General features: G+C 34.7%; 21 protein-coding genes, 1 tRNA gene, 1 other RNA gene and 1 other annotated feature. Of the genes, 18 read left to right on the top strand and 5 right to left on the bottom strand.

All coding sequences use genetic code 11. From position 1 onward, the window contains the following. Positions 1–19 precede the first annotated feature (19 nt). The 6 genes from Q0F04_RS01940 to rplQ all read left to right on the top strand — a co-directional run bounded on the left by Q0F04_RS01940 (position 20) and on the right by rplQ (position 3,067). Positions 20–670 carry an adenylate kinase gene (locus Q0F04_RS01940; RefSeq protein ID WP_117572748.1) on the top strand — a complete coding sequence of 217 codons (651 nt, stop codon included), beginning with the start codon at positions 20–22 and terminating at the stop codon, positions 668–670. 134 nt (positions 671–804) lie between these two features. Continuing rightward, positions 805–921 (top strand): 50S ribosomal protein L36, encoded by a 117-nt coding sequence (rpmJ, locus tag Q0F04_RS01945; protein ID WP_003866328.1) that lies wholly within the window; start codon positions 805–807, stop codon positions 919–921. Between the two features lie 16 nt (positions 922–937). Then, complete coding sequence (gene rpsM / locus Q0F04_RS01950; RefSeq protein WP_117573903.1) at positions 938–1,303, top strand: 30S ribosomal protein S13; 366 nt, start codon at positions 938–940, stop codon at positions 1,301–1,303. A gap of 19 nt (positions 1,304–1,322) precedes the next feature. Further along, on the top strand, positions 1,323–1,712 hold the full coding sequence (gene rpsK / locus Q0F04_RS01955; RefSeq protein ID WP_003866326.1) for a 30S ribosomal protein S11: 390 nt from the start codon (positions 1,323–1,325) through the stop codon (positions 1,710–1,712). A 24-nt stretch (positions 1,713–1,736) separates the two neighbouring features. Beyond that, on the top strand, positions 1,737–2,693 hold the full coding sequence (locus tag Q0F04_RS01960; RefSeq protein WP_295749520.1) for a DNA-directed RNA polymerase subunit alpha: 957 nt from the start codon (positions 1,737–1,739) through the stop codon (positions 2,691–2,693). Positions 2,694–2,704: 11 nt separating this feature from the next. Continuing rightward, positions 2,705–3,067, top strand: a complete 363-nt coding sequence (gene rplQ, locus Q0F04_RS01965; RefSeq protein ID WP_117571636.1) for a 50S ribosomal protein L17 — start codon at positions 2,705–2,707, stop codon at positions 3,065–3,067. Between the two features lie 40 nt (positions 3,068–3,107). On the opposite strand, the gene iadA is transcribed toward rplQ, so the two are convergent. Then, a complete protein-coding gene (gene iadA, locus Q0F04_RS01970) occupies positions 3,108–4,169 on the bottom strand; it encodes a beta-aspartyl-peptidase (protein ID WP_295749524.1) in 1,062 nt (353 codons plus the stop codon). 47 nt (positions 4,170–4,216) lie between these two features. Between iadA and Q0F04_RS01975 the strand changes: the two genes are divergently transcribed. Together Q0F04_RS01975 and Q0F04_RS01980 are read left to right on the top strand one after the other, a co-directional pair. After that, entirely contained in the window at positions 4,217–5,959 is a 1,743-nt protein-coding gene (locus Q0F04_RS01975) for an ABC-F family ATP-binding cassette domain-containing protein (RefSeq protein ID WP_295564943.1), read from the top strand. 13 nt (positions 5,960–5,972) lie between these two features. After that, a complete protein-coding gene (locus tag Q0F04_RS01980; RefSeq protein ID WP_295749527.1) occupies positions 5,973–6,893 on the top strand; it encodes a DMT family transporter in 921 nt (306 codons plus the stop codon). A 37-nt stretch (positions 6,894–6,930) separates the two neighbouring features. Here the strand turns inward: Q0F04_RS01980 and Q0F04_RS01985 are convergent, their stop codons facing one another. The 3 genes from Q0F04_RS01985 to serC are packed head-to-tail and all read right to left on the bottom strand — an operon-like array spanning position 6,931 to position 9,949. Then, complete coding sequence (locus tag Q0F04_RS01985; protein ID WP_295749530.1) at positions 6,931–7,707, bottom strand: histidinol-phosphatase HisJ family protein; 777 nt, start codon at positions 7,705–7,707, stop codon at positions 6,931–6,933. Positions 7,708–7,716: 9 nt separating this feature from the next. Continuing rightward, positions 7,717–8,871: a 3-phosphoglycerate dehydrogenase family protein gene (locus tag Q0F04_RS01990; RefSeq protein ID WP_295749533.1), complete on the bottom strand. Its 1,155-nt coding sequence runs from the start codon at positions 8,869–8,871 to the stop codon at positions 7,717–7,719. Then, the gene (gene serC / locus Q0F04_RS01995) at positions 8,864–9,949 is read right to left on the bottom strand and encodes a 3-phosphoserine/phosphohydroxythreonine transaminase (protein WP_295749536.1); all 1,086 of its coding nucleotides are present in this window, start codon (positions 9,947–9,949) and stop codon (positions 8,864–8,866) included. The genes Q0F04_RS01990 and serC overlap by 8 nt, the downstream gene beginning before the upstream one ends. 219 nt (positions 9,950–10,168) lie before the next feature. On the opposite strand from serC, the gene Q0F04_RS02000 reads away from it, so the two are divergent. The 5 genes from Q0F04_RS02000 to phoU all read left to right on the top strand — a co-directional run bounded on the left by Q0F04_RS02000 (position 10,169) and on the right by phoU (position 14,302). Beyond that, the gene (locus tag Q0F04_RS02000) at positions 10,169–11,047 is read left to right on the top strand and encodes a phosphate ABC transporter substrate-binding protein (RefSeq protein WP_295749539.1); all 879 of its coding nucleotides are present in this window, start codon (positions 10,169–10,171) and stop codon (positions 11,045–11,047) included. Between the two features lie 63 nt (positions 11,048–11,110). Beyond that, positions 11,111–12,004, top strand: a complete 894-nt coding sequence (gene pstC, locus Q0F04_RS02005; RefSeq protein WP_295749542.1) for a phosphate ABC transporter permease subunit PstC — start codon at positions 11,111–11,113, stop codon at positions 12,002–12,004. A gap of 2 nt (positions 12,005–12,006) precedes the next feature. After that, positions 12,007–12,885, top strand: a complete 879-nt coding sequence (pstA, locus tag Q0F04_RS02010) for a phosphate ABC transporter permease PstA (RefSeq protein WP_295749545.1) — start codon at positions 12,007–12,009, stop codon at positions 12,883–12,885. 11 nt (positions 12,886–12,896) lie between these two features. After that, positions 12,897–13,649 carry a phosphate ABC transporter ATP-binding protein PstB gene (gene pstB, locus Q0F04_RS02015; protein ID WP_118114322.1) on the top strand — a complete coding sequence of 251 codons (753 nt, stop codon included), beginning with the start codon at positions 12,897–12,899 and terminating at the stop codon, positions 13,647–13,649. Beyond that, a complete protein-coding gene (phoU, locus tag Q0F04_RS02020) occupies positions 13,649–14,302 on the top strand; it encodes a phosphate signaling complex protein PhoU (RefSeq protein ID WP_295749551.1) in 654 nt (217 codons plus the stop codon). The genes pstB and phoU overlap by 1 nt, the downstream gene beginning before the upstream one ends. A 47-nt stretch (positions 14,303–14,349) precedes the next feature. Here the strand turns inward: phoU and Q0F04_RS02025 are convergent. Further along, a tRNA-Ala gene (locus Q0F04_RS02025) sits at positions 14,350–14,425 on the bottom strand. A gap of 64 nt (positions 14,426–14,489) precedes the next feature. On the opposite strand from Q0F04_RS02025, the gene Q0F04_RS02030 reads away from it, so the two are divergent. The 5 genes from Q0F04_RS02030 (at position 14,490) to thrS (ending at position 19,043) form a co-directional block, all read left to right on the top strand. Beyond that, a complete protein-coding gene (locus Q0F04_RS02030) occupies positions 14,490–15,668 on the top strand; it encodes a CapA family protein (protein WP_295749553.1) in 1,179 nt (392 codons plus the stop codon). Then, positions 15,665–16,123, top strand: coding sequence for an SsrA-binding protein SmpB (gene smpB, locus Q0F04_RS02035; RefSeq protein ID WP_117571648.1), 459 nt, complete (start codon positions 15,665–15,667; stop codon positions 16,121–16,123). The genes Q0F04_RS02030 and smpB overlap by 4 nt, the downstream gene beginning before the upstream one ends. A 21-nt stretch (positions 16,124–16,144) precedes the next feature. Continuing rightward, positions 16,145–16,535, top strand: a transfer-messenger RNA (tmRNA) gene (gene ssrA / locus Q0F04_RS02040). Between the two features lie 90 nt (positions 16,536–16,625). Further along, positions 16,626–17,000, top strand: a complete 375-nt coding sequence (locus Q0F04_RS02045) for a NifB/NifX family molybdenum-iron cluster-binding protein (protein ID WP_295749556.1) — start codon at positions 16,626–16,628, stop codon at positions 16,998–17,000. A gap of 50 nt (positions 17,001–17,050) precedes the next feature. Then, positions 17,051–17,254 (top strand) — a binding site (T-box leader). 40 nt (positions 17,255–17,294) lie between these two features. Then, positions 17,295–19,043 carry a threonine--tRNA ligase gene (thrS, locus tag Q0F04_RS02050; RefSeq protein WP_295749560.1) on the top strand — a complete coding sequence of 583 codons (1,749 nt, stop codon included), beginning with the start codon at positions 17,295–17,297 and terminating at the stop codon, positions 19,041–19,043. Positions 19,044–19,159: the final 116 nt, after the last annotated feature.

Genomic DNA, 19,159 nt, shown 5'->3' on the forward strand with positions numbered 1-19,159 from the left:
GATCTTCAGGAGAATAGATATGAATATATTTATTATGGGAGCTCCTGGTTCTGGTAAGGGTACATTCTCTACTAAGATCAAAGAAGAATTCAATTTGAATCATATTTCTACAGGAGATATTTTCCGTGCAAATATAGCTGGTGGAACTGAATTAGGTCTACAAGCAAAAGCATATTCTGAAAAAGGTTTGTTAGTACCTGATGAAATCACAAACAAAATGGTTAAGGATTACTTAAACACTTTGGAAGATAAAAAGAACGGATATTTATTAGATGGATATCCAAGAACTTTAGCTCAGGCAAAAGCTTTTGAAGAAATGACGAATGGAACTGATTTAGCAGTTGAAAAAATTGTTTATATGGATGTTCCATTTGACGAATTAACTCGTCGTATTACAGGTCGTCGTACTTGTAAAAATTGTGGAGAAATCTACAACATCTATTCAAAACCAACAAAAGTTGAAGGTGTATGTGATGTTTGCGGTGGTGAATTAACACAACGTAAGGATGACAACGAAGAAAGCTTAAAGGTTCGTTTAGATGAATATGCTAAGAATACTGAACCAGTAATTGCATATTATGAAGAAAAAAATATGGTTTCTAGAATCGATGCGTCAAAATCTATGGAAGAAATTTGGCCAGAATTAAAAGAAGCCTTGAAAAACAAGTAAGTTGCGCTTATAATATATAAGCGCAACTTTGCTTGCGATTTATACATTCACGTTTCTGTTAAAATCCGCATGTACACATACGCATTTTAGCAGGGCCATTAAAATACGTGAATCATTACGTAGGAGGAAGAAAGATGAAAGTAAGACCATCTGTTAAACCAATCTGCGACAAGTGTCGAGTAATTCGACGCAAAGGACGTGTGATGGTAATTTGTGAAAACCCAAAACACAAACAGAGACAAGGAAACTAAAGTAGGAGGAAACTAAATGGCTCGTATAGCAGGAGTAGATATTCCAAACGATAAACGAGTTGTCATTTCATTGACATACATCTATGGTATTGGATTGACAACATCAAAGAAAGTATTGGAAGAAGCAGGCATCAGTGAAGATGTTCGAGTAAAAGATTTAACTGAAGAACAATTAAATGCAATTCGTAAAACAATCGATGCAATCAAAGTCGAAGGAGACTTAAGAAGAGAAGTACAATTAAACATCAAGAGATTGATGGAAATTGGATGCTACAGAGGAATGCGTCACAGAAAAGGATTGCCAGTACGTGGACAAAGAACAAAGACAAACGCAAGAACACGTAAAGGAAAAGCCAAGACAGTGGCTAACAAGAAGAAGTAGTAGGGAAGGAGAGTAAAGAATGGCAAAAGTACAGAAGACACGTAAAAGACGTGTTAAAAAGAATATTGCGCGAGGATGTGCACACATTCACTCGACTTTCAATAATACAATCGTAACAATCACAGACGAAAATGGAAATGCAGTAGCATGGAGCAGTGCAGGAGCATTAGGATTTAAGGGAAGTCGTAAATCAACACCATATGCAGCACAGTTAGCAGGAGAAGCAGCTGGAAAAGCAGCAATGGATCACGGAATGAAGACAGTATCCGTAGATGTAAAAGGACCTGGACCTGGACGTGAAGCAGCTGTCAGAGCATTACAGGTAGCTGGTTTAGAAATTACAATGATCAATGATGTAACACCAATTCCACACAACGGATGTCGTCCACCAAAACGACCTCGTGGATAGTCACCATACTAAGGAGGTGTCCAAATGAGCACAAAGTATACAATTTCGACTATCGAAGAAACAACAAATGTAGGTAAATTCTTATTAGAACCATTAGAATATCGTTATGGTACACCATTAGGTAATGCACTTCGCCGTGTATTATTATCTTCAATTCCTGGAGGTGCGATCTTCAGTATTCGTATTGACGGCGTATACCACGAATTTACAGGTATTAAAGGTGTAAAAGAAGATGTTGCTTCAATTATTTTAAATTTGAAACAATTGATTTTAGATATTGATATTCATGACAATGAAGTTTATACACTTCGTATCGACCAGGAAGGACCAAAAACAGTCGTAGCTGGTGATATCGAATGTCCAACAGGAGTTATTGTATTAAACAAAGATTTACCAATTTGTACTTTGTCTGAAGGAGGTTCTATGCATATGGAACTTCAGGCTCGTTTAGGCCGTGGATTCGTACGTTCTGATGTAAATAAAAGAATGTATCAAAATGAAGGACAACCTCTTGGTATTATTTATACAGACTCTCTATATTCACCAGTTAAAAATGTTAGCTATGTATCAACACCAATTAAAGGTGAAGATGGAAGTATGTATGATTCATTAGAGTTAGAAATTACTACAGACGAAACAATTAAACCAAGCGAAGCATTAGCTGTGGCAGGTAAAATCTTACGTGATCACTTATCAATTTTAGCATCAGTTGATGAAGCTAGTCTTGAAGTGAAAGAAAAAGAAGTTGAAGTTTCAGAAGAACCTGTAGCACACACTACTCACAAAATGATTGAAGACTTAGAATTATCAGTTCGTTCTTATAACTGTTTAAAACGTGCTGGTATTGCGACAGTGGATGAATTAACTCAAAAAACAGAAGAGGAAATGATTCACGTTCGTAATTTAGGAAAGAAATCATTACAAGAAGTTAAAGACAAAATTAAAGAATTAGGATTGTCTTTTAAACAAAATAACGGATAGGAGGAAATACCATGTGGAATCGTAAATTGGGACGTAAAGCCGATCATCGTAAAGCATTGTTGCGTAACATGGCAACATCTTTGATTGAAAACGGACAAATCGAAACAACAGAAATGAAAGCAAAAGAATTAAGCGCTGTAATGGACTCATTAGTTACATTAGCAAAACGTGGAGATTTACATGCACGTAGACAAGCAGCAGCTTATGTTCGTAATGTAGAAGTAGATGAAGAGGGAACAACAGCTCTTCAAAAATTATTCAATGAAATTGGACCAGCATATGCAGATCGTAATGGTGGATACACTCGTGTAGTTAAAACACGTATCCGTCGTGGAGATGCAGCTCCAATGGCAATTGTACAATTCGTTAAGTAATTCATTTAATGAATAAAGGCACTGATTTTTGAATCAGTGCCTATTTTTTTGTGATGACTTTTTGAATTTTATCCTCTTTCCAAATGACAAGATCACAATCAAATCCTTCTTTGATTTGTCCAATAGATTTGAATCCTAATACATTCGCAACATTCTTTGTGAAGAATGGTAAAGCTTTTTCATACCCAAGTTCATTTTTAAGATAAATAAATTCATTCTTTAAGTTGGAAATTGGTGTAATACCAATCTCTTTAACAGATCCATCTTCATTGTATGTAGACCAAGATCCTTGAGCATCACTTGAAATGGTTACTTTTTCTGTATTTTTGATTTGTCGGATATAATTTAATGTTTTACCATTTCCGTCACACGTGATGTCAATTGTACCGCCCATTTCTGTAAATTGAATGGCTTGTTCAAATAAATGAGTATTTCTTGAACAATGCGTAGGCTGGAATAACGAAACAGGAATATCTGCTTTTTCTAAGACGTTAAAAACTAGATCTAAGGCTTGTTTTTCATCACCCATATGAATTGTTAAGTTAGCTTGTTTTCCTGCAATTAAGCTAGCTGTACGAATTCTAGAAGCTAATCTTGTAAGTTCTTCTTCAGTTATATGACTCGATCTATGATCACTTAAAGCTAGTTTCACTCCAAGAATACTATCAATAAACACAATATCATCTTCCATAGAATTTGTTAGTGTATTACTTGGATATGCATAGCTACCTGTTAGGATATAAGTATGTACACCTTTCTGTGTTAATTCTTTAGCTTTCGCAAATAATTCTTTTGTACTTCTCGTATAACCATCCGTTCCTAATAGTCCAACAACAGTTGTGATTCCTGCATCCAATATTTCTTTCACTTCAATCGGTCTAGCTCTAGAAATAAATCCAGCTTCACCACCACCACCAGTAATATGAACATGTCGGTCAATTAGTCCTGGTATTAAAACACATCCCGTACCATCAATTGTTTCGATTGGGTAAGTATATTCGATATGTTCATCAATTTTTTCGATTTTAGAATCTGAAATTAATACATCTTTTACACCTAGATTTTCTGGTGCATAGATTTGAATGTTTTTTATAAGTTTCATACGTGTCACCTCGAAATTTATTATATAATATAACACAAGGTGATGTTATGTTAATTTCAACAGAAAGTTTAAAAAAGAATATAAATGAAAAATGCATTTTAAAAGATGCAAGTTTTACAATCGAAGATACAGATAAAATTGCGTTGATTGGAGTCAATGGTACAGGGAAAAGTACATTGTTAAAGATTCTTGCAGGAATTGAAAATTATGATTCAGGAACCATTATTAAGAAGAATGGAATTAAGATTCATTATTTACCTCAAAATCCAGAATTTAAAACGGATTGTGTATGGGATGAAATTCAATTGGTTAATTCTAAAAATGAACATCCTGTAGCAGAGTTTGAATTAAAATCGATTCTAACGAAACTTGGTATTACAGATTATCAAAGTGCGATGTCAAATATGTCAGGTGGTCAAAGAAAAAGAGTTGCACTAGCGTTAGCACTATGTACTAGTTGTGATTTGTTGCTTTTGGATGAACCGACAAACCATTTGGATAATGATATGGTCGAATGGCTGGAAAACTATTTAATTCGTTCTAAAAGTGCAATTTTTATGGTTACACATGATCGTTATTTTTTAGATCGTGTCTGCACAAAAATGATTGAATTAGACCAAGGTGATCTATATATTCATAATGGGAATTATGAAGTGTATTTAGAAAATAAAGAGACGCGTATCGAACAAGAAAAGGTGGCTGCACAAAAACACAAGAACCTATATAAAAAGGAATTAGAGTGGGTTAGAGCGGGCGTACAGGCGCGTGGTACAAAATCGAATAGTCGACTTCAAAGATTTGAAGAATTGCGTCAGAAACGTTTTAAACAACAAGAAGAGTCTTTGAAAATCAATGCTGCTATGCAGCGTTTAGGAAACAAAACAATTGAATGTACAAATTTAGGTTTCACATATCCTGAAAAAGTATTATTCCATGATTTTAATTATGTATTATTACGCCAAGACCGTATTGGAATCATAGGTGAGAATGGTTGTGGAAAATCTACATTACTCGATGTTATTGCAGGATTAAAACAGCCAACCTACGGAACAATCGAATATGGATCTACAGTTAAAATTGGATACTTTAGACAAGCAGATCAAGGTGTAGATTTAAATATGCGTGTTATTGATTATATTGAAGAAGTTTCTAAGGTTATTGAATATGATCGGATGACACTGAGTGCAGCACAAATGCTTGAAAGGTTTTTATTTCCAAGAAATATGCACTATACTACACTATCAAGACTTTCCGGTGGAGAAAGAAGAAGACTCTATCTATTAAGAGTTTTGATGCAGGAACCCAATATCCTTTTATTGGATGAGCCAACCAATGATTTGGATATTTTAACATTGGATGTCTTAGAAGATTATCTAGACAATTTTCAAGGAGCTATAATCACCGTAAGTCACGACCGATATTTCTTGGATCGTGTTGTGGATAAAGTATTTGTCCATCAAGAAGATGGAACATTTAAACAATATAGTGGTGGATATAGTGATTATTTAGTGAAATCAAAAGATGAGAATAAGAAAGTTGTTGTTCAAAAGCCGATTGAAAAGAAGAAAAGATCTTTATTATCCTATATGGAGAAAAAAGAGCTAGAACAATTGCCAGAAAAAATGGAATTATTAGAAACGGAAATGGAAGATTTAGACCATCAGATGAATGAGTGTCAAAGTGATTTTGCGAAATTAAAAGAATTAAGTGATTTAAGAACACAAAAAGAAGAAGAACTTGAAAATTTAACCAATCGTTGGATGGAATTAGAGGAAAAAAAGGAAGGATAAGTTTTTATTGGATATGGAGAACAGGGAATTTTTTAAAAAGCCATTGCATGTGTTTTTACTAGCCATGTTATGTTGTACACTATGGGGAAGTGCTGCACCCTTTATTAAATGGGGATATAAATTATTCAACATTGAAGGCGTACCAAGTATATTGATGTTTGCGGGCATTCGCTTTACACTAGCAGGTCTTTTAGTCATACTATTTGGTTCTTTCTTACAGAAAAAAGTATTAGTGGCAAAAAAAGAAAATATTCAAGGTATATGTACACTAGCTCTCTTTCAAACGGCTGGACAATATTTTTTCTATTATATTGGACTTTCACATACATCAGGCGTAAATGGTTCAATTATTTCAGGAACTAGCGCTTTTATATCTTTATTAGTAGCTAGTTTAATATTTCATTATGAAAAAATAACAGTACGAAAAGCTTTAGGCTGTTTTATCGGATTCTTGGGTATTCTGTTTATGAATATTAGTGGAGCTAGTGCTAGGTTTTCATTTATAGGTGAAGGATTTGTGTTGATGTCACAATTATGCGGATCTATATCCGCTGCTTTTATTAAGAAGTTTACACAAAATCAAAACGCCGTATTACTAAGTGGATATCAATTCTCTTTAGGAGGTATTTTATTAGCTGTAATAGGTTGTTTAATGGGAGGACACATTACATTTGGATTTAATCTAGGCCTTCTTGTATTGATTCATCTAGCCCTTGTGTCCGCTATTGCTTATACGATTTGGGGATTATTATTATCTGTAAATCCTGTCAGCAAGATTGGTGTTTATATGTGTGTAACACCTATCATCGGTGTGATTTTATCAAGTGTTGTTTTACATGAATCGAATCAGGCATTCCAACTATCAAGTTTAATTGCATTGTTACTAGTAAGTTTAAGTGTATTTTTAGTGAATAAAGAGACGCAGACAGATTAACTTCTGTCTTTTTCTTTGCATAAAAAAGATCCTAGGCTTATCTAGGATCTAATAGTTCAAAGCATCGTCCTACATCACTTGGATAATGAGCATCACTTGCAGTAACAATTTGTACATTATTTTCTTTTAGAATATTTCTAAAATCAGCATTTAAGCCAATATCAGGATGATGATATGAATAATGAGCTTTCGTGTTGTCTTCCATTTTAATGTTGTATTCTTTTGCCAGACGAGCGATATGATGGTAGGTAGGATGTAAATCGTAGCCTGGATCAATCGAATACAATTTGATCACATCTGGATGACCCACTTGATCAAAGAGATTGGATTGGATCAGTTTTTCAATAGAGTCATAATAGGATTTATAAATATCAGAAGGATCATTTTTGTTCCAAAGTAATTTTTTAGAAAAGGCATCCATGTCATATAGATAGCCATTTACAGAGTGCACACTGCCTACTAGAAAGTCGAAATGGTAGTTTTTAAGGATGGAGGATAATAGACTTTCTGTTTCAGGCGTATAACAAACTTCAAGACCAAAACGCACATCTATGTCAAAAGTTTCTTTTTTTAATGCTTCAATTAATTTCAAATAATCATCTATGGAGTTTTTTTGTTTCTTTAGAAACCACTCTTCTTGTAATTTAGATACTTCACAAACTCTTTTATAACAGTCTTTAAATTCAAAGAATCTATGTGTGTGATCTAATATTTGAAGTTGAGTAATTCCTTTTTCTTTGGCAGCATCAATAAACTTATGAACATATTCAGTGCTTAAATCACCATTTTCTAAATGTGTATGTGCATCAATCATAGTACCATCCTATTTCTTATAAGTAGATACTCTAATTATACCATTGATTTTTTCGATTGGTGTTGTATCGACTTCTGAATCTAAATCAATAATTGTGTACGCAATATCTTTCTTTGATTTATTCATCAAGTTTTCGATATTGGCATCCTTTAAAATATCTGTGATTTGAGAAATCATTTTAGGCTTATTTTCATGAATACAAGTAATTCTAAAAGGAGAATTCATATCCATCTTCGCATTTGGTAAATTGACAGAATTTGAAATATTTCCATAAGCTAAATAATCCATCAATTCTTGTGCAGCTTTTACAGCACAGTTTTCTTCACTTTCTTCGGTTGAAGCACCTAAATGAGGGATGGCGATAACTTTATCATTTTGAATGACTTTTAAACTAGGAAAATCAGTTACATAGGCAGCTACTTTATTTGCATCCAATGCATCTAATAGTGCATCCTCATCTACTAGGCCGCCACGGGCAAAGTTTAGTAATTTGACGCCATCTTTCATCTTGTCAAAACTATCTTTATTGATGAAATTTTTAGTAGCATCATTTAAAGGCACATGAATCGTAATGAAATCACATTGACGATATAAATCATCAATATTTGTGACATGATTTACATAACGAGATAAGTTCCATGCAGCATCAACTGACATGTATGGATCATATCCATAAACTTTCATACCAAAGCGTAAGGCTAGATTGGCAACTTGGATACCAATGGCACCACAACCAATGACTCCTAATGATTTACCGGTTAATTCATGTCCAGCATATTTCTTTTTTTGTTTTTCTACATCTTTTACGATGTTCTCATTTTCTTTTTGCGTTTGAATCCATTCAATACCATGATAAATATCACGACTTGCTAGTAACATACCCGCAAATACAAGTTCTTTTACGGCATTACTATTTGCGCCTGGAGTATTGAATACGGCAATCCCTTTTTTAGTACAAGTATCAATATCAATGTTGTTGACGCCAGCACCTGCACGAGCGATGGCTTTTAAGTTTTCGCCATAATCAATCTCATGAAGATTGGCACTACGAACTAGAATGGCATCTTCATCTTCATCTTCAAGGTTTTCGTTTACTTCATAATCTGGCGTAAATTGATCTAAACCAATTTGTGCAATATTGTTATAGAGTTTTATTTTAGGCATTATAATTCTCCTCTTCAAATTTCTTCATAAATGCAATTAAGGCTTCTACACCTTCAAGTGGCATGGCATTATAAATACTTGCACGCATACCACCAACCGTTCTATGACCTTTAATATTCACAATTCCTGCTTCTTTTGCTTCCTTAACAAATTTAGCGTCTAAATCTTTGTCACCCGTCACAAAAGGAACATTTGTATAAGAACGATCTTCCTTTGTTACAGGATTTGAATATAGTTTAGAAGCATCGATATAGTCATATAGTAATTTAGCTTTTTGACGATTGATCTTTTCCATATTTTCCAATCCACCAATTTGTGTTTCTAACCATTCAAGCACCAAACCACAAATATAGATGGCATAAGTAGGAGGCGTATTAAACATAGAATCATTGTCCGCATATGTCTTGTAATTTAACATGCTTGGTGTTTTTTCATCAGCCAAACCAATCAAATCTTTTTTAATAATAACGACAGTTAAACCAGCAGGCCCCATATTCTTTTGGGCACCGGCAAAAATTAAATCGTATTTAGAAACATCTGTTCTTTCACTTAAAATACAACTTGATAAATCTGCAACTAATAACTTTCCTTCATGTGGAGGAAGCTCTTTATATTTAGTTCCATAGATTGTGTTGTTCTCGCAAATATATACATAATCAGAATCTTCACTTAAATCTTCTTGTTTGATTTTTGGAATATAAGTAAAGTTATCCTCTGCACTGGATGCGACAACATTTACCTTTCCCAATTTTTCATGTTCTTTTAAAGCTTTCTTTGTCCATTGACCGGTATTGATCAAATCTACGTTATGTTTTTCTAGATTTAAAGGAATCATAGTGAATTGTAAAGAAGCACCTCCTTGTAAGAATAAAATTTCATATTCATCAGGGATGTTCATCAATCTTTTTAATCTTGCTTTACAAGTATCTATAATATCCTGGAATTCACTGGAACGGTGGGACATCTCCATAACGCTCATTCCACTATTATGAGCATCTAACATTTCGTTCGCAGCTTTGGTTAAGACCCATTCTGGTAAGCATGCGGGACCGGCACTAAAGTTATATACACGTGTCATTTCGTTACCTCGGTGAAAACATTTCCACCTTTCCCTTCTATATGTTTCATGATTATACATTTATTTACATTTAATTTCAACAAATTTGTTCATAAAATGAATTCAAGTGTGCTCAAAACCGAAACAAATCATTTAACAAAACCTTAACAGAACCATTCTTTTTGTTTAACAAACATGCATTATGATATGTGTGTCAAAAGAAAAGAGGACAAGGAAAATATGAATAAGTTTTTAAAAGGTGCGATGGTCGTAGGATTATCTGCAGCTATGGTAGGATGTAGTTCAGGTAGTACTGCATCAAATGACAGTGAGTCAAAAAGTGAAAGTTTAAGTGGAACAATTACAGCAGCAGGTTCAAGTGCATTGAAACCATTGGTTGATGTTGCAGCTGAACAATTCTCAAACGAAAACCCAGATGTTTCTATTACAGTTGATGCGGGTGGTTCAGGAGAAGGTTTAAAACAGGTAGCTGATAAAACAGTTACATTAGGAAACTCTGATGTTGCAGCTGAAGAAAAATTAGACAAGGATCAAGCTAAAGATTTAGTAGATCACCAAGTCTGTGTTGTAACAATGGCTCCAATCGTAAATAAAGATGTTGGTGTTAAAGATTTAACAAAACAACAATTAATTGACATCTTCACAGGAAAAACAACAAACTGGAAAGAGGTTGGTGGACCAGATGAAGATATCGTCTTAGTAACTCGTCCAACTTCATCAGGAACAAGAGCTACATTCCAAAAATATGCATTAGATGGAAATGAAGAAGCAAGCAACGCTTCAATGGAAACAGATGATTCAGGTGTATTGTTACAAAATGTAACAGATACAAAAGGTGCAATCGGTTATGTAGCATTATCTTACTTAGTAGACAATAAAGATGTGGATACAATCGCAATTGATGGCGTTGAATCAACATTGGAAAATACTTACAGTGGTGACTACAAAGTTTGGACATTTGAACACATGTATACAAATGGAGAACCAGACAAAGCAACAAAGGCATTCTTAGATTACATCATGGGCGAAAAATTCGGTAAGAAAATGGAATCATTAGGCTATGGTGTTTCTAGTAAAATGGAAAAAACAGATCACTAATTACTAGTTCTTTAACGGACATTGAAATATATGTCCGTTATTCATTTAGTTTGGAGGAATTTGATGAGTCGTAAAAGCATGTTTTGTAAAGAATATTTCTGGCAGATTCTCGTTACAATAGGCGGTCTGTTTGTGATATTTGTAACTCTGTTAATTGGAGCCTTTCTAATTTATAAAGGTTCGGATACATTTTTTAAATTTCATCATACTCTAGGAGAATTTCTTGGTAGTGCAAACTTTGCACCCATGGATAATGCCAGTTCCAAAGGACATGTAGGTGCATTGATCTTCATTGTTGGATCACTATGTGTTTGTGGCTTGGCCTTATTGATTGCCACGCCATTTGCGTTAGGATCATCTATTTTTATGACAGAAATTTCACCTAAGTTTGGTGAAAAATTCTATCGTCCTATGGTAGAAATTTTTGCCGGAATTCCTAGCGTTGTCTATGGATGGGTTGGATTAACGGTATTGATTCCGTTCTTAAAAAAAGTATTTGATTTGCAGGTAGGACACTCAATTCTAGCTGCAAGTTTAGTCTTATCCATTATGATTTTCCCATCTATTACAAGTGTTGCCAGTGATGCGATTCGAGCTGTTTCAAAAGAAACGCGAATGGCAGCATATGGACTTGGCTCAACACGCTGGCAAACGATATATCGTGTCGTAATTCCTGCTGCATTACCTGGAGTCATTTCAGGAATTGTATTAGGACTTGCAAGAGCGTTTGGAGAAGCATTAGCTGTTGCGATGGTTATTGGGCAAACAACAGCTTTGCCTAAGAGTATTTTTTCTACTTCAAAAACATTAACAACAGAAATTGCAGCTCAAATGGGAAATGCGATGGAAGGTGGAGAAATGAAGGCAGCCCTATGGACAATGGCTTTATTGTTGTTCTTGATTTCGTTATTGTTTATTACTATTATTCATAAGTTTTCAAAACCGAAAGGAGAATAGAGATGGATTCTAGAATTAAAAGAGCAAAAATGATTGATCAATTCATGTCAATCGTCTTCTATGGTATCGCCTTATTCTTCTTTTTACTTCTTGTAGGCTTTGCCGGTAAAGTTATTATTGGGGGCTTGTTAGGGGCTAAACCAGAAATGTTTGGCTTTACTCGATCTGGCAGCATTGGAAATCAAGTTTTCAATACCATTTATTTAGTATTCATATCTTTACTTGTTTCAGTGCCAATTGGGATATTAGCCGGCATTTATTTGGCGATGTACGCAAAACCAGGTCTTGTAACACGCTTTTTAAGAACTTGTATTGAAACATTGTCTTCTTTACCAAGTATTGTTGTAGGTTTATTTGGATATTTGATTTTCTTAGTTGTATTAGGACTATCAAAAAGTTTATTGGCAGGAGCCCTGTCTATATCAATTCTAAGTTTACCTTTGATTACAACAACTACAGAAGATGCGATAAAAGGTTTGCCTGAAGGCTATTATCATGGAAGTATGGGACTTGGAGCAACAAAGTGGCAAACTATATTCCATGTACTATTGCCAGCATGCCTATCTCGTATTATGACTGGAGTTATCTTGGCGGCTGGTCGTGGATTTGGTGAAGCTGCTGTATTACTTTATACAACTGGTTCAGGAAGCGATTTGCGTTGGAATAATTTTAGTTTTACATCTCCAACATCGCCAATTAATGTGCTTAGACCAGCTGAAACATTATCCATCCAAATCTGGAACTTACAAACCAATGGACAAGATCGAGCATTGGCTAATTTATCCAGTGCTGTGTTGATGATTTTAGTATTGGCATTTAGTATTGGAGCCAATGTCTGGTCAAGACACATTTCCAAAAAACAAGCTGGATTAGAGAAATAGAAAGGTTACGTATGAATAATAAATTTACAGTGAATGATTTGAATTTATATTATGGTGATTTTCATGCCTTAAAAAATATAAATTTGGATATCAAAGAAAAAGAAATTACAGCATTCATCGGTCCTAGTGGATGTGGTAAATCAACATTTTTAAAAACATTGAATCGAATGAATGACTTGGTGGAAAGTACTAAAATCACAGGTGATATTTGTCTAGATGGAACGGATATCTACAAAAATATGGATGCGATTGAATTAAGACGTAGAGTGGGAATGGTATTTCAACAGCCTAATCCATTCCCAAAAAGTATTTATGACAATATTGCGTATGGCCCAAGAATTTTTGGAATCAAAAAGAAAAGTGAATTGGATGAAATTGTTGAAAGAAGTTTAAGACAAGCTGCCATTTGGGATGAAGTAAAAGATCGTCTACATAAATCAGCTTTAGGAATGTCAGGTGGTCAACAACAACGCTTATGTATCGCAAGAGCCTTGGCTATGCAGCCGGAAGTCTTGTTGATGGATGAACCAACAAGTGCACTAGATCCAATTTCAACAAGTAAGATTGAAGAATTGACTTTAGAATTGAAAAAAGACTATACAATCGTTATTGTTACTCACAATATGCAGCAAGCTATGCGTATTAGTGATAAAACAGCCTTCTTCTTATTAGGTGATTTAATTGAGTATAGTGATACAGAAACATTGTTCTCAACGCCAAAAGAAAAGAAAACAGAAGACTATATTACAGGGAGGTTTGGATAATGGTTTTGCCTACAAAGTTTTTAAAACAAACAAGACAGTTAGAACTGACTATGACACAAATGTCTCAAGACTGTTTAAAAGGATTGTGGTTTTGCAAACACGCTATTTTAGATGGAAACAAAACTTTAGTTCAGGACGTTTCGCAAATGCATGAAGAAGTGAGTGAACAAGGAAGAGAAGCTGAACAAATTTGTATGAAGATCCTTCTTCTTCAACATCCGGTTGCCAAAGACTTAAGACGTATTACTGTAGCTACAAATACAATTCGTGATTTAACTCGTATCATGGATCAGGAAAAAGAAGTTTCAGAACTTATTTGTGCTTTGAATATGGAAGATTTAGTCGTGGATGATTGTATTAAACAACAATTTACGATTGCCAAGGAAATGGTGACTCTTGCGATTGAAGCCTTTATTCAAAAGGATGAAAAAGTAGCGAATCAAGTGATCAAAATGGATGATCAAGCGGATGTGCAATATGAAAAGGCTAAAGAGGTCTATGTTGATTTATTAGCTAAAAAAGAACATGATACAGGTACATTGGTAGATGTATTATTAGTTGGTAAATATTTAGAGAGAATTTGTGATCATTGTGTAAACATTGGTAAATGGGTTCTTTATCAAAAGTCTGGTATTTTTGAAGAAATCGAATAAATACAAAAAAAGCTGTAAGCAATATTGCTTACAGCGTATTTTTTACTTGGTGGAGCGTATCGGGATCGAACCGATGACCCCCTGCGTGCAAGGCAGGTGCTCTCCCAGCTGAGCTAACACCCCAAGTGCTTAATAATAATACCTAATTATTTTGGAAAATGCAAGTTTTTTCTGATAAAATTAAAATATGAAAAAGAAATGGACATGGATCATTATATTATGTATATTCAACTTTAGTTTAATGGGTTTTATATTAACGCATCCTACACCGGATTCTAATAAAGAAACTAAAGTTGTAAAGAATGTTTCTACGAAAAAACAAGAAGATAAAAAATCATTTACATTTGTAGGCGTAGGTGACAACTTGTATCATGGTGCGATGTATTGGTACCCATACCAGAGAGATGGATATTATAATTTTGATTCCTATTATGAAATGACATATAAATATACACAAAATGCAGATTTGGCATATATTAACTTTGAAACGTTATGTATTGGAGAAGAATATGAATTGAGTGGATATCCTACTTTTAATGGACCTACAGAAATTCTATCTTCCGTCAATAAGGCTGGCTTTGATTGGTGGAGTTTAAGTTCAAATCACTCTATGGATCGAGGGGCAGAAGGCTTATTAACACAGATTGATTTGATTCGAAAGAATTATCCAGATGTGATTACTACAGGTTCGCATACGTCTTTAAAGGATAAAAACCGAACTTTAGTCAAAGAAATCAATGGAATCAAAGTAGGATTTCTTGGATATACCTATGGCCTGAATGGTTTTAGTGTGCCTGAAGATAAGCCATGGCTTGTGGATTTGATTGATAAGGATCAAATGAAAAAAGATATGGAAGCTTTAAGTAAAGTAAGTGATGTACAATTGGTTTCCATGCATTGGGGTGAAGAGTATCAAACAGAGCCAACTGAAGAGCAGGAGGATTTGGCAAATTATTTAAATGAACTTGGTGCAGAGGTTGTGATTGGTTCACACCCACACGTTATTGAACCGGCAAAAGTTATTAAGGGAAAGAAACAAGATACACTTGTGTATTATTCATTAGGAAATTATACAAGTGCACAGGATATGGATTCAACAATGGTTGGTGGTATGGCAAGCTTTACACTGAACTATGATCCAAATACAAAAAAGACTTCTTTTACAGATACTAAATTTATTCCATTGATTACATGGTTTGATGTAGGGTATAATGCATGGAAGACTTACCCAATTGAAGATTACAATGATTCGCTTGCACAAACGCATAATTTGGCTTCGGATTATGATCTTTCAAAAGAATGGGTACAACAGTTTGTCCAGTCTGTAATGCAAGATTGTGATGGAGTAGAGGTGGTTTTAGAATGAGTCAAAATCAAAAAACAATAGCCGAAAATCGTAAGGCAAGACATGAGTATGAGTTGTATGATCGTTTTGAAGCAGGTTTAGTGCTTCAGGGAACAGAAATAAAGAGTATTCGAAGAGGAAAAGTTCAATTAAAGGATAGCTATATTAGTTTTCAAAAAGGGGAAGCTTTCATTAAAGGTATGCATATTTCTCCTTATGAATTTGGAAACCGATTTAATCATGATGAAACGCGTGATCGTAAGCTTTTAATGCATAAACAAGAGATTCAAAAATTGGAGCAATCTGCGCGTGTAAAAGGATATACGGTAGTGCCAGTAAGAATTTATCTTTATAAAGGACTAGCTAAGCTTGAGATAGCTTTGGCGAAAGGTAAAAATCTTCATGATAAGCGTGAATCTCAAAAGGCAAAGGATGCGCAAAGAGAGATTCAAAAGGCCTTGAAAAATCAGTATTAATAGATTATACTGATGTTCCTTGGGGATGTTCAGGCATTCGATGAGTAAATGTTTGGATTCAGCCACAGCCACGAAGGATACGTGTAATAACCAACTTAAATTAATTGCTAAAAATAAACTTGCTAATGTATTTGGTATGAACCAAAGCATGGCTTTCGCTGCTTAATTTTATTGCCTACGTTTGGCTTCGCAGCCCCTTTCTGAAATTTCGCTTTCTTATTTCAGACTGAGTGTTAAAGAAAAGAAGATAGAAATAAGCATTGGCTAGCTGCTTGTCTTGAATCAACTATAGCTAACCCAAAAGAATTTTTGTTTCCATCCGAAACTTTTGGATAACTAGATGGAAAAAGCTGTAAACGCTGTCTCGTGGGACTTTGCTTAGACAGGAGTTCGATTCTCCTCATCTCCACCAAAGACAATCAACGCCCTTATTTAAAGGGCGTTTTAATTTATCGTGATGTACTTTTGATGTATAATAGATAAGAAAGAAGGTAAATTACGTATGAGAATTGCAGTAAGCTATAAAGACGGGGAAGTGTTCCAGCATTTTGGGTATAGTACAGAATTTAAAATCTATGAAACAGATCATAATGAAATTCTTAAGAGTGAAGTGATTACAGTCGAAGGACATGGGCATGTTGGCGTTTCAAATGCATTGAAAGAACAAAATGTAAACATTGTACTTTGTGGTGGTATTGGACAAGGTGCTAAAAATGCATTAGCTGGTTTTGGAATTCATTCATTTGGTGGTGTAACTGGAAATGCGGATGAGGTTGTTAAGAAATATTTAAGTGGAAAACTAGAATTTACAACCGATGTGACTTGTACAAAACATGAATCTGGCGAAAGTCATTCTTGTGGTGGACATTGCCATTAATTTTTTGAGTTTTTCTTTTGACACACCTTGTATTTCGGTCTATAATCTAGGCAACAATGATGATAAGGATATGAATGCATTCTATTTAAATGTAGAGAGAGTGTGGTTGGTGAAAACACTTTGCGAATGTATGTATTTACTCCCTTTGAATTGCCCTTGAAAAAGTGTGCCGTAATTCTTGCGTTAAAAGGTTAGAGGTGTATACAGAAATTGTATAAACAAAGGTGGTACCGCGTGCGACAGACGTCCTTTGATGGCTGTCGCTTTTTATATGGAAAAATGGAGGAAAATAAAATGGAATTAGTGAATGTATTAGAAGATGAACATTTATCTATGTTGAACCACTCATGTGCTCATATGATGGCTCAAGCTGTTAAGCGTTTATATCCAAATGCTAAATTCTGGGTAGGACCTGTCATTTCTGAAGGTTTCTACTATGATATGGATTTAGGGGATGTAAAATTAAAAGAAGAGGATTTGGCAAAAATCGAAAAAGAAATGAAGAAGATTGCCAAAGACGGAAAGAGAATTGTTCGTGAAGAAATTTCTAAAGAAGATGCTTTAGAAATGTTCAAGGATGATCCTTATAAAGTGGATTTGATCAATGGATTAGAAGATGGAAATATCACAATCTATCGTCAAGGTGAATTTGCGGACTTATGTCGTGGACCTCACGTTGAAACAGTTAAGATGTGTAAAAACTTTAAATTGTTGAAACATTCTGGTGCTTACTGGAAAGGTGATGCCAATAATAAAATGCTTCAACGTGTTTACGGTATTTGTTTCGATACAAAAGAAGAATTGGAAGCTCACTTAGAAGCTTTAGAAGAAGCTAAAAAACGTGACCACAAGAAATTAGGTAAAGAAATGGGCTTATTTACAATTAGTGAATTTGCGCCAGGTATGCCTATCTTCTTGCCAGATGGAATGATTTTACGTAACATCTTGGAACAATACTGGTACCAAGAACATACAAAAGAAGGATACCAATTCATCAAGACACCAATTATGATGTCAAAAGAATTGTGGGAATTGAGTGGACACTGGGATCACTATAAAGACAATATGTACACTTCAATGGTTGATGATCGTGAATTCGCAATCAAACCAATGAACTGTCCAGGAGCATTGTTGGTATATAACTCAACTTTACACTCATATAAAGACTTACCATTGCGTTTAGGAGAATTAGGACAAGTACACCGTCACGAAGCAAGTGGTGCATTGAATGGATTGTTCCGTGTACGTACATTTACACAAGATGATGCGCACTTATTTGTAACTCCTGATCAATTGGAAGAAGAAGTTAAAAAAGTACTACAATTGGTAGATCGTATTTACTCAGTATTTGGATTACCATATGAAATTGAATTATCAACTCGTCCAGATAGTGGATATATTGGTTCAGAAGAAATTTGGGATGCTTCAGAAAAAGCATTGGCACAAGCTTGTGTTCATGCAGGTAAAGAATATAAAGTAAACCCTGGTGATGGTGCGTTCTACGGACCTAAATTGGATATCCATATTAAAGATAGTTTAGGTCGTGTATGGCAATGTGGTACTGTACAGTTGGATATGAACTTGCCAGAAAGATTCGAATGTAAATATGTAGATGCAGATGGAACTAAGAAAACTCCAATTATGTTACACCGTGTAGTTTATGGATCAGTTGAACGTTTCATTGGTATCTTGATCGAACACTTTGGTGGACACTTCCCATTATGGTTAGCTCCACGTCAATTTGTTGTGATTCCAGTACACCACGAAAAACATGTTGAATACGCAAATAAAGTATGTGATGCATTAACAGCATTAGGAATGCGTGCAACAGTAGATTCTCGTAACGAAAAATTAGGTTACCGTGTTCGTGAGGCACAGCTACAGAAGGTTACTTACCAAATCGTAGTTGGTGATGGAGAACAAGAAAACAATACAGTAACAATTCGTCAAAGTGGTAAAAAGGATAGTGTTACATTATCATTAGATGAAGCTTTGGCTAAATTTAAAGCGGAAGTAGACAATAAAACATTGTTTGGAAAGTAAGAGTTTAGAGGTCAAAAATTGGCCTCTAATTTTTTTTGTATTTTTTTAAAAAATTTGCTTGCAATAAATTTTTATCCATGTTATTATAAACGGGCGTTACGGATAACGCAGGTTGT

The sequence above is a fragment of the uncultured Holdemanella sp. genome (assembly GCF_934772795.1).
Classification (GTDB): Bacteria; Bacillota_I; Bacilli_A; order Erysipelotrichales; family Erysipelotrichaceae; genus Holdemanella.

What these genes read in the sequence shown, in the direction of transcription:
- pstC (WP_295749542.1), top strand. Translation starts at nt 11,111, where the DNA reads ATGAGTCGTAAAAGCATGTTTTGTAAAGAATATTTCTGGCAGATTCTC.
- pstB (WP_118114322.1), top strand. Translation starts at nt 12,897, where the DNA reads ATGAATAATAAATTTACAGTGAATGATTTGAATTTATATTATGGTGAT.
- Q0F04_RS02030 (WP_295749553.1), top strand. Translation starts at nt 14,490, where the DNA reads ATGAAAAAGAAATGGACATGGATCATTATATTATGTATATTCAACTTT.
- rpsK (WP_003866326.1), top strand. Translation starts at nt 1,323, where the DNA reads ATGGCAAAAGTACAGAAGACACGTAAAAGACGTGTTAAAAAGAATATT.
- Q0F04_RS02000 (WP_295749539.1), top strand. Translation starts at nt 10,169, where the DNA reads ATGAATAAGTTTTTAAAAGGTGCGATGGTCGTAGGATTATCTGCAGCT.
- Q0F04_RS02045 (WP_295749556.1), top strand. Translation starts at nt 16,626, where the DNA reads ATGAGAATTGCAGTAAGCTATAAAGACGGGGAAGTGTTCCAGCATTTT.
- Q0F04_RS01980 (WP_295749527.1), top strand. Translation starts at nt 5,973, where the DNA reads ATGGAGAACAGGGAATTTTTTAAAAAGCCATTGCATGTGTTTTTACTA.
- Q0F04_RS01960 (WP_295749520.1), top strand. Translation starts at nt 1,737, where the DNA reads ATGAGCACAAAGTATACAATTTCGACTATCGAAGAAACAACAAATGTA.
- serC (WP_295749536.1), bottom strand. Translation starts at nt 9,949, where the DNA reads ATGACACGTGTATATAACTTTAGTGCCGGTCCCGCATGCTTACCAGAA.
- Q0F04_RS01975 (WP_295564943.1), top strand. Translation starts at nt 4,217, where the DNA reads ATGTTAATTTCAACAGAAAGTTTAAAAAAGAATATAAATGAAAAATGC.
- rplQ (WP_117571636.1), top strand. Translation starts at nt 2,705, where the DNA reads ATGTGGAATCGTAAATTGGGACGTAAAGCCGATCATCGTAAAGCATTG.
- phoU (WP_295749551.1), top strand. Translation starts at nt 13,649, where the DNA reads ATGGTTTTGCCTACAAAGTTTTTAAAACAAACAAGACAGTTAGAACTG.
- smpB (WP_117571648.1), top strand. Translation starts at nt 15,665, where the DNA reads ATGAGTCAAAATCAAAAAACAATAGCCGAAAATCGTAAGGCAAGACAT.
- Q0F04_RS01940 (WP_117572748.1), top strand. Translation starts at nt 20, where the DNA reads ATGAATATATTTATTATGGGAGCTCCTGGTTCTGGTAAGGGTACATTC.
- rpsM (WP_117573903.1), top strand. Translation starts at nt 938, where the DNA reads ATGGCTCGTATAGCAGGAGTAGATATTCCAAACGATAAACGAGTTGTC.
- Q0F04_RS01990 (WP_295749533.1), bottom strand. Translation starts at nt 8,871, where the DNA reads ATGCCTAAAATAAAACTCTATAACAATATTGCACAAATTGGTTTAGAT.
- pstA (WP_295749545.1), top strand. Translation starts at nt 12,007, where the DNA reads ATGGATTCTAGAATTAAAAGAGCAAAAATGATTGATCAATTCATGTCA.
- Q0F04_RS01985 (WP_295749530.1), bottom strand. Translation starts at nt 7,707, where the DNA reads ATGATTGATGCACATACACATTTAGAAAATGGTGATTTAAGCACTGAA.
- iadA (WP_295749524.1), bottom strand. Translation starts at nt 4,169, where the DNA reads ATGAAACTTATAAAAAACATTCAAATCTATGCACCAGAAAATCTAGGT.
- thrS (WP_295749560.1), top strand. Translation starts at nt 17,295, where the DNA reads ATGGAATTAGTGAATGTATTAGAAGATGAACATTTATCTATGTTGAAC.
- rpmJ (WP_003866328.1), top strand. Translation starts at nt 805, where the DNA reads ATGAAAGTAAGACCATCTGTTAAACCAATCTGCGACAAGTGTCGAGTA.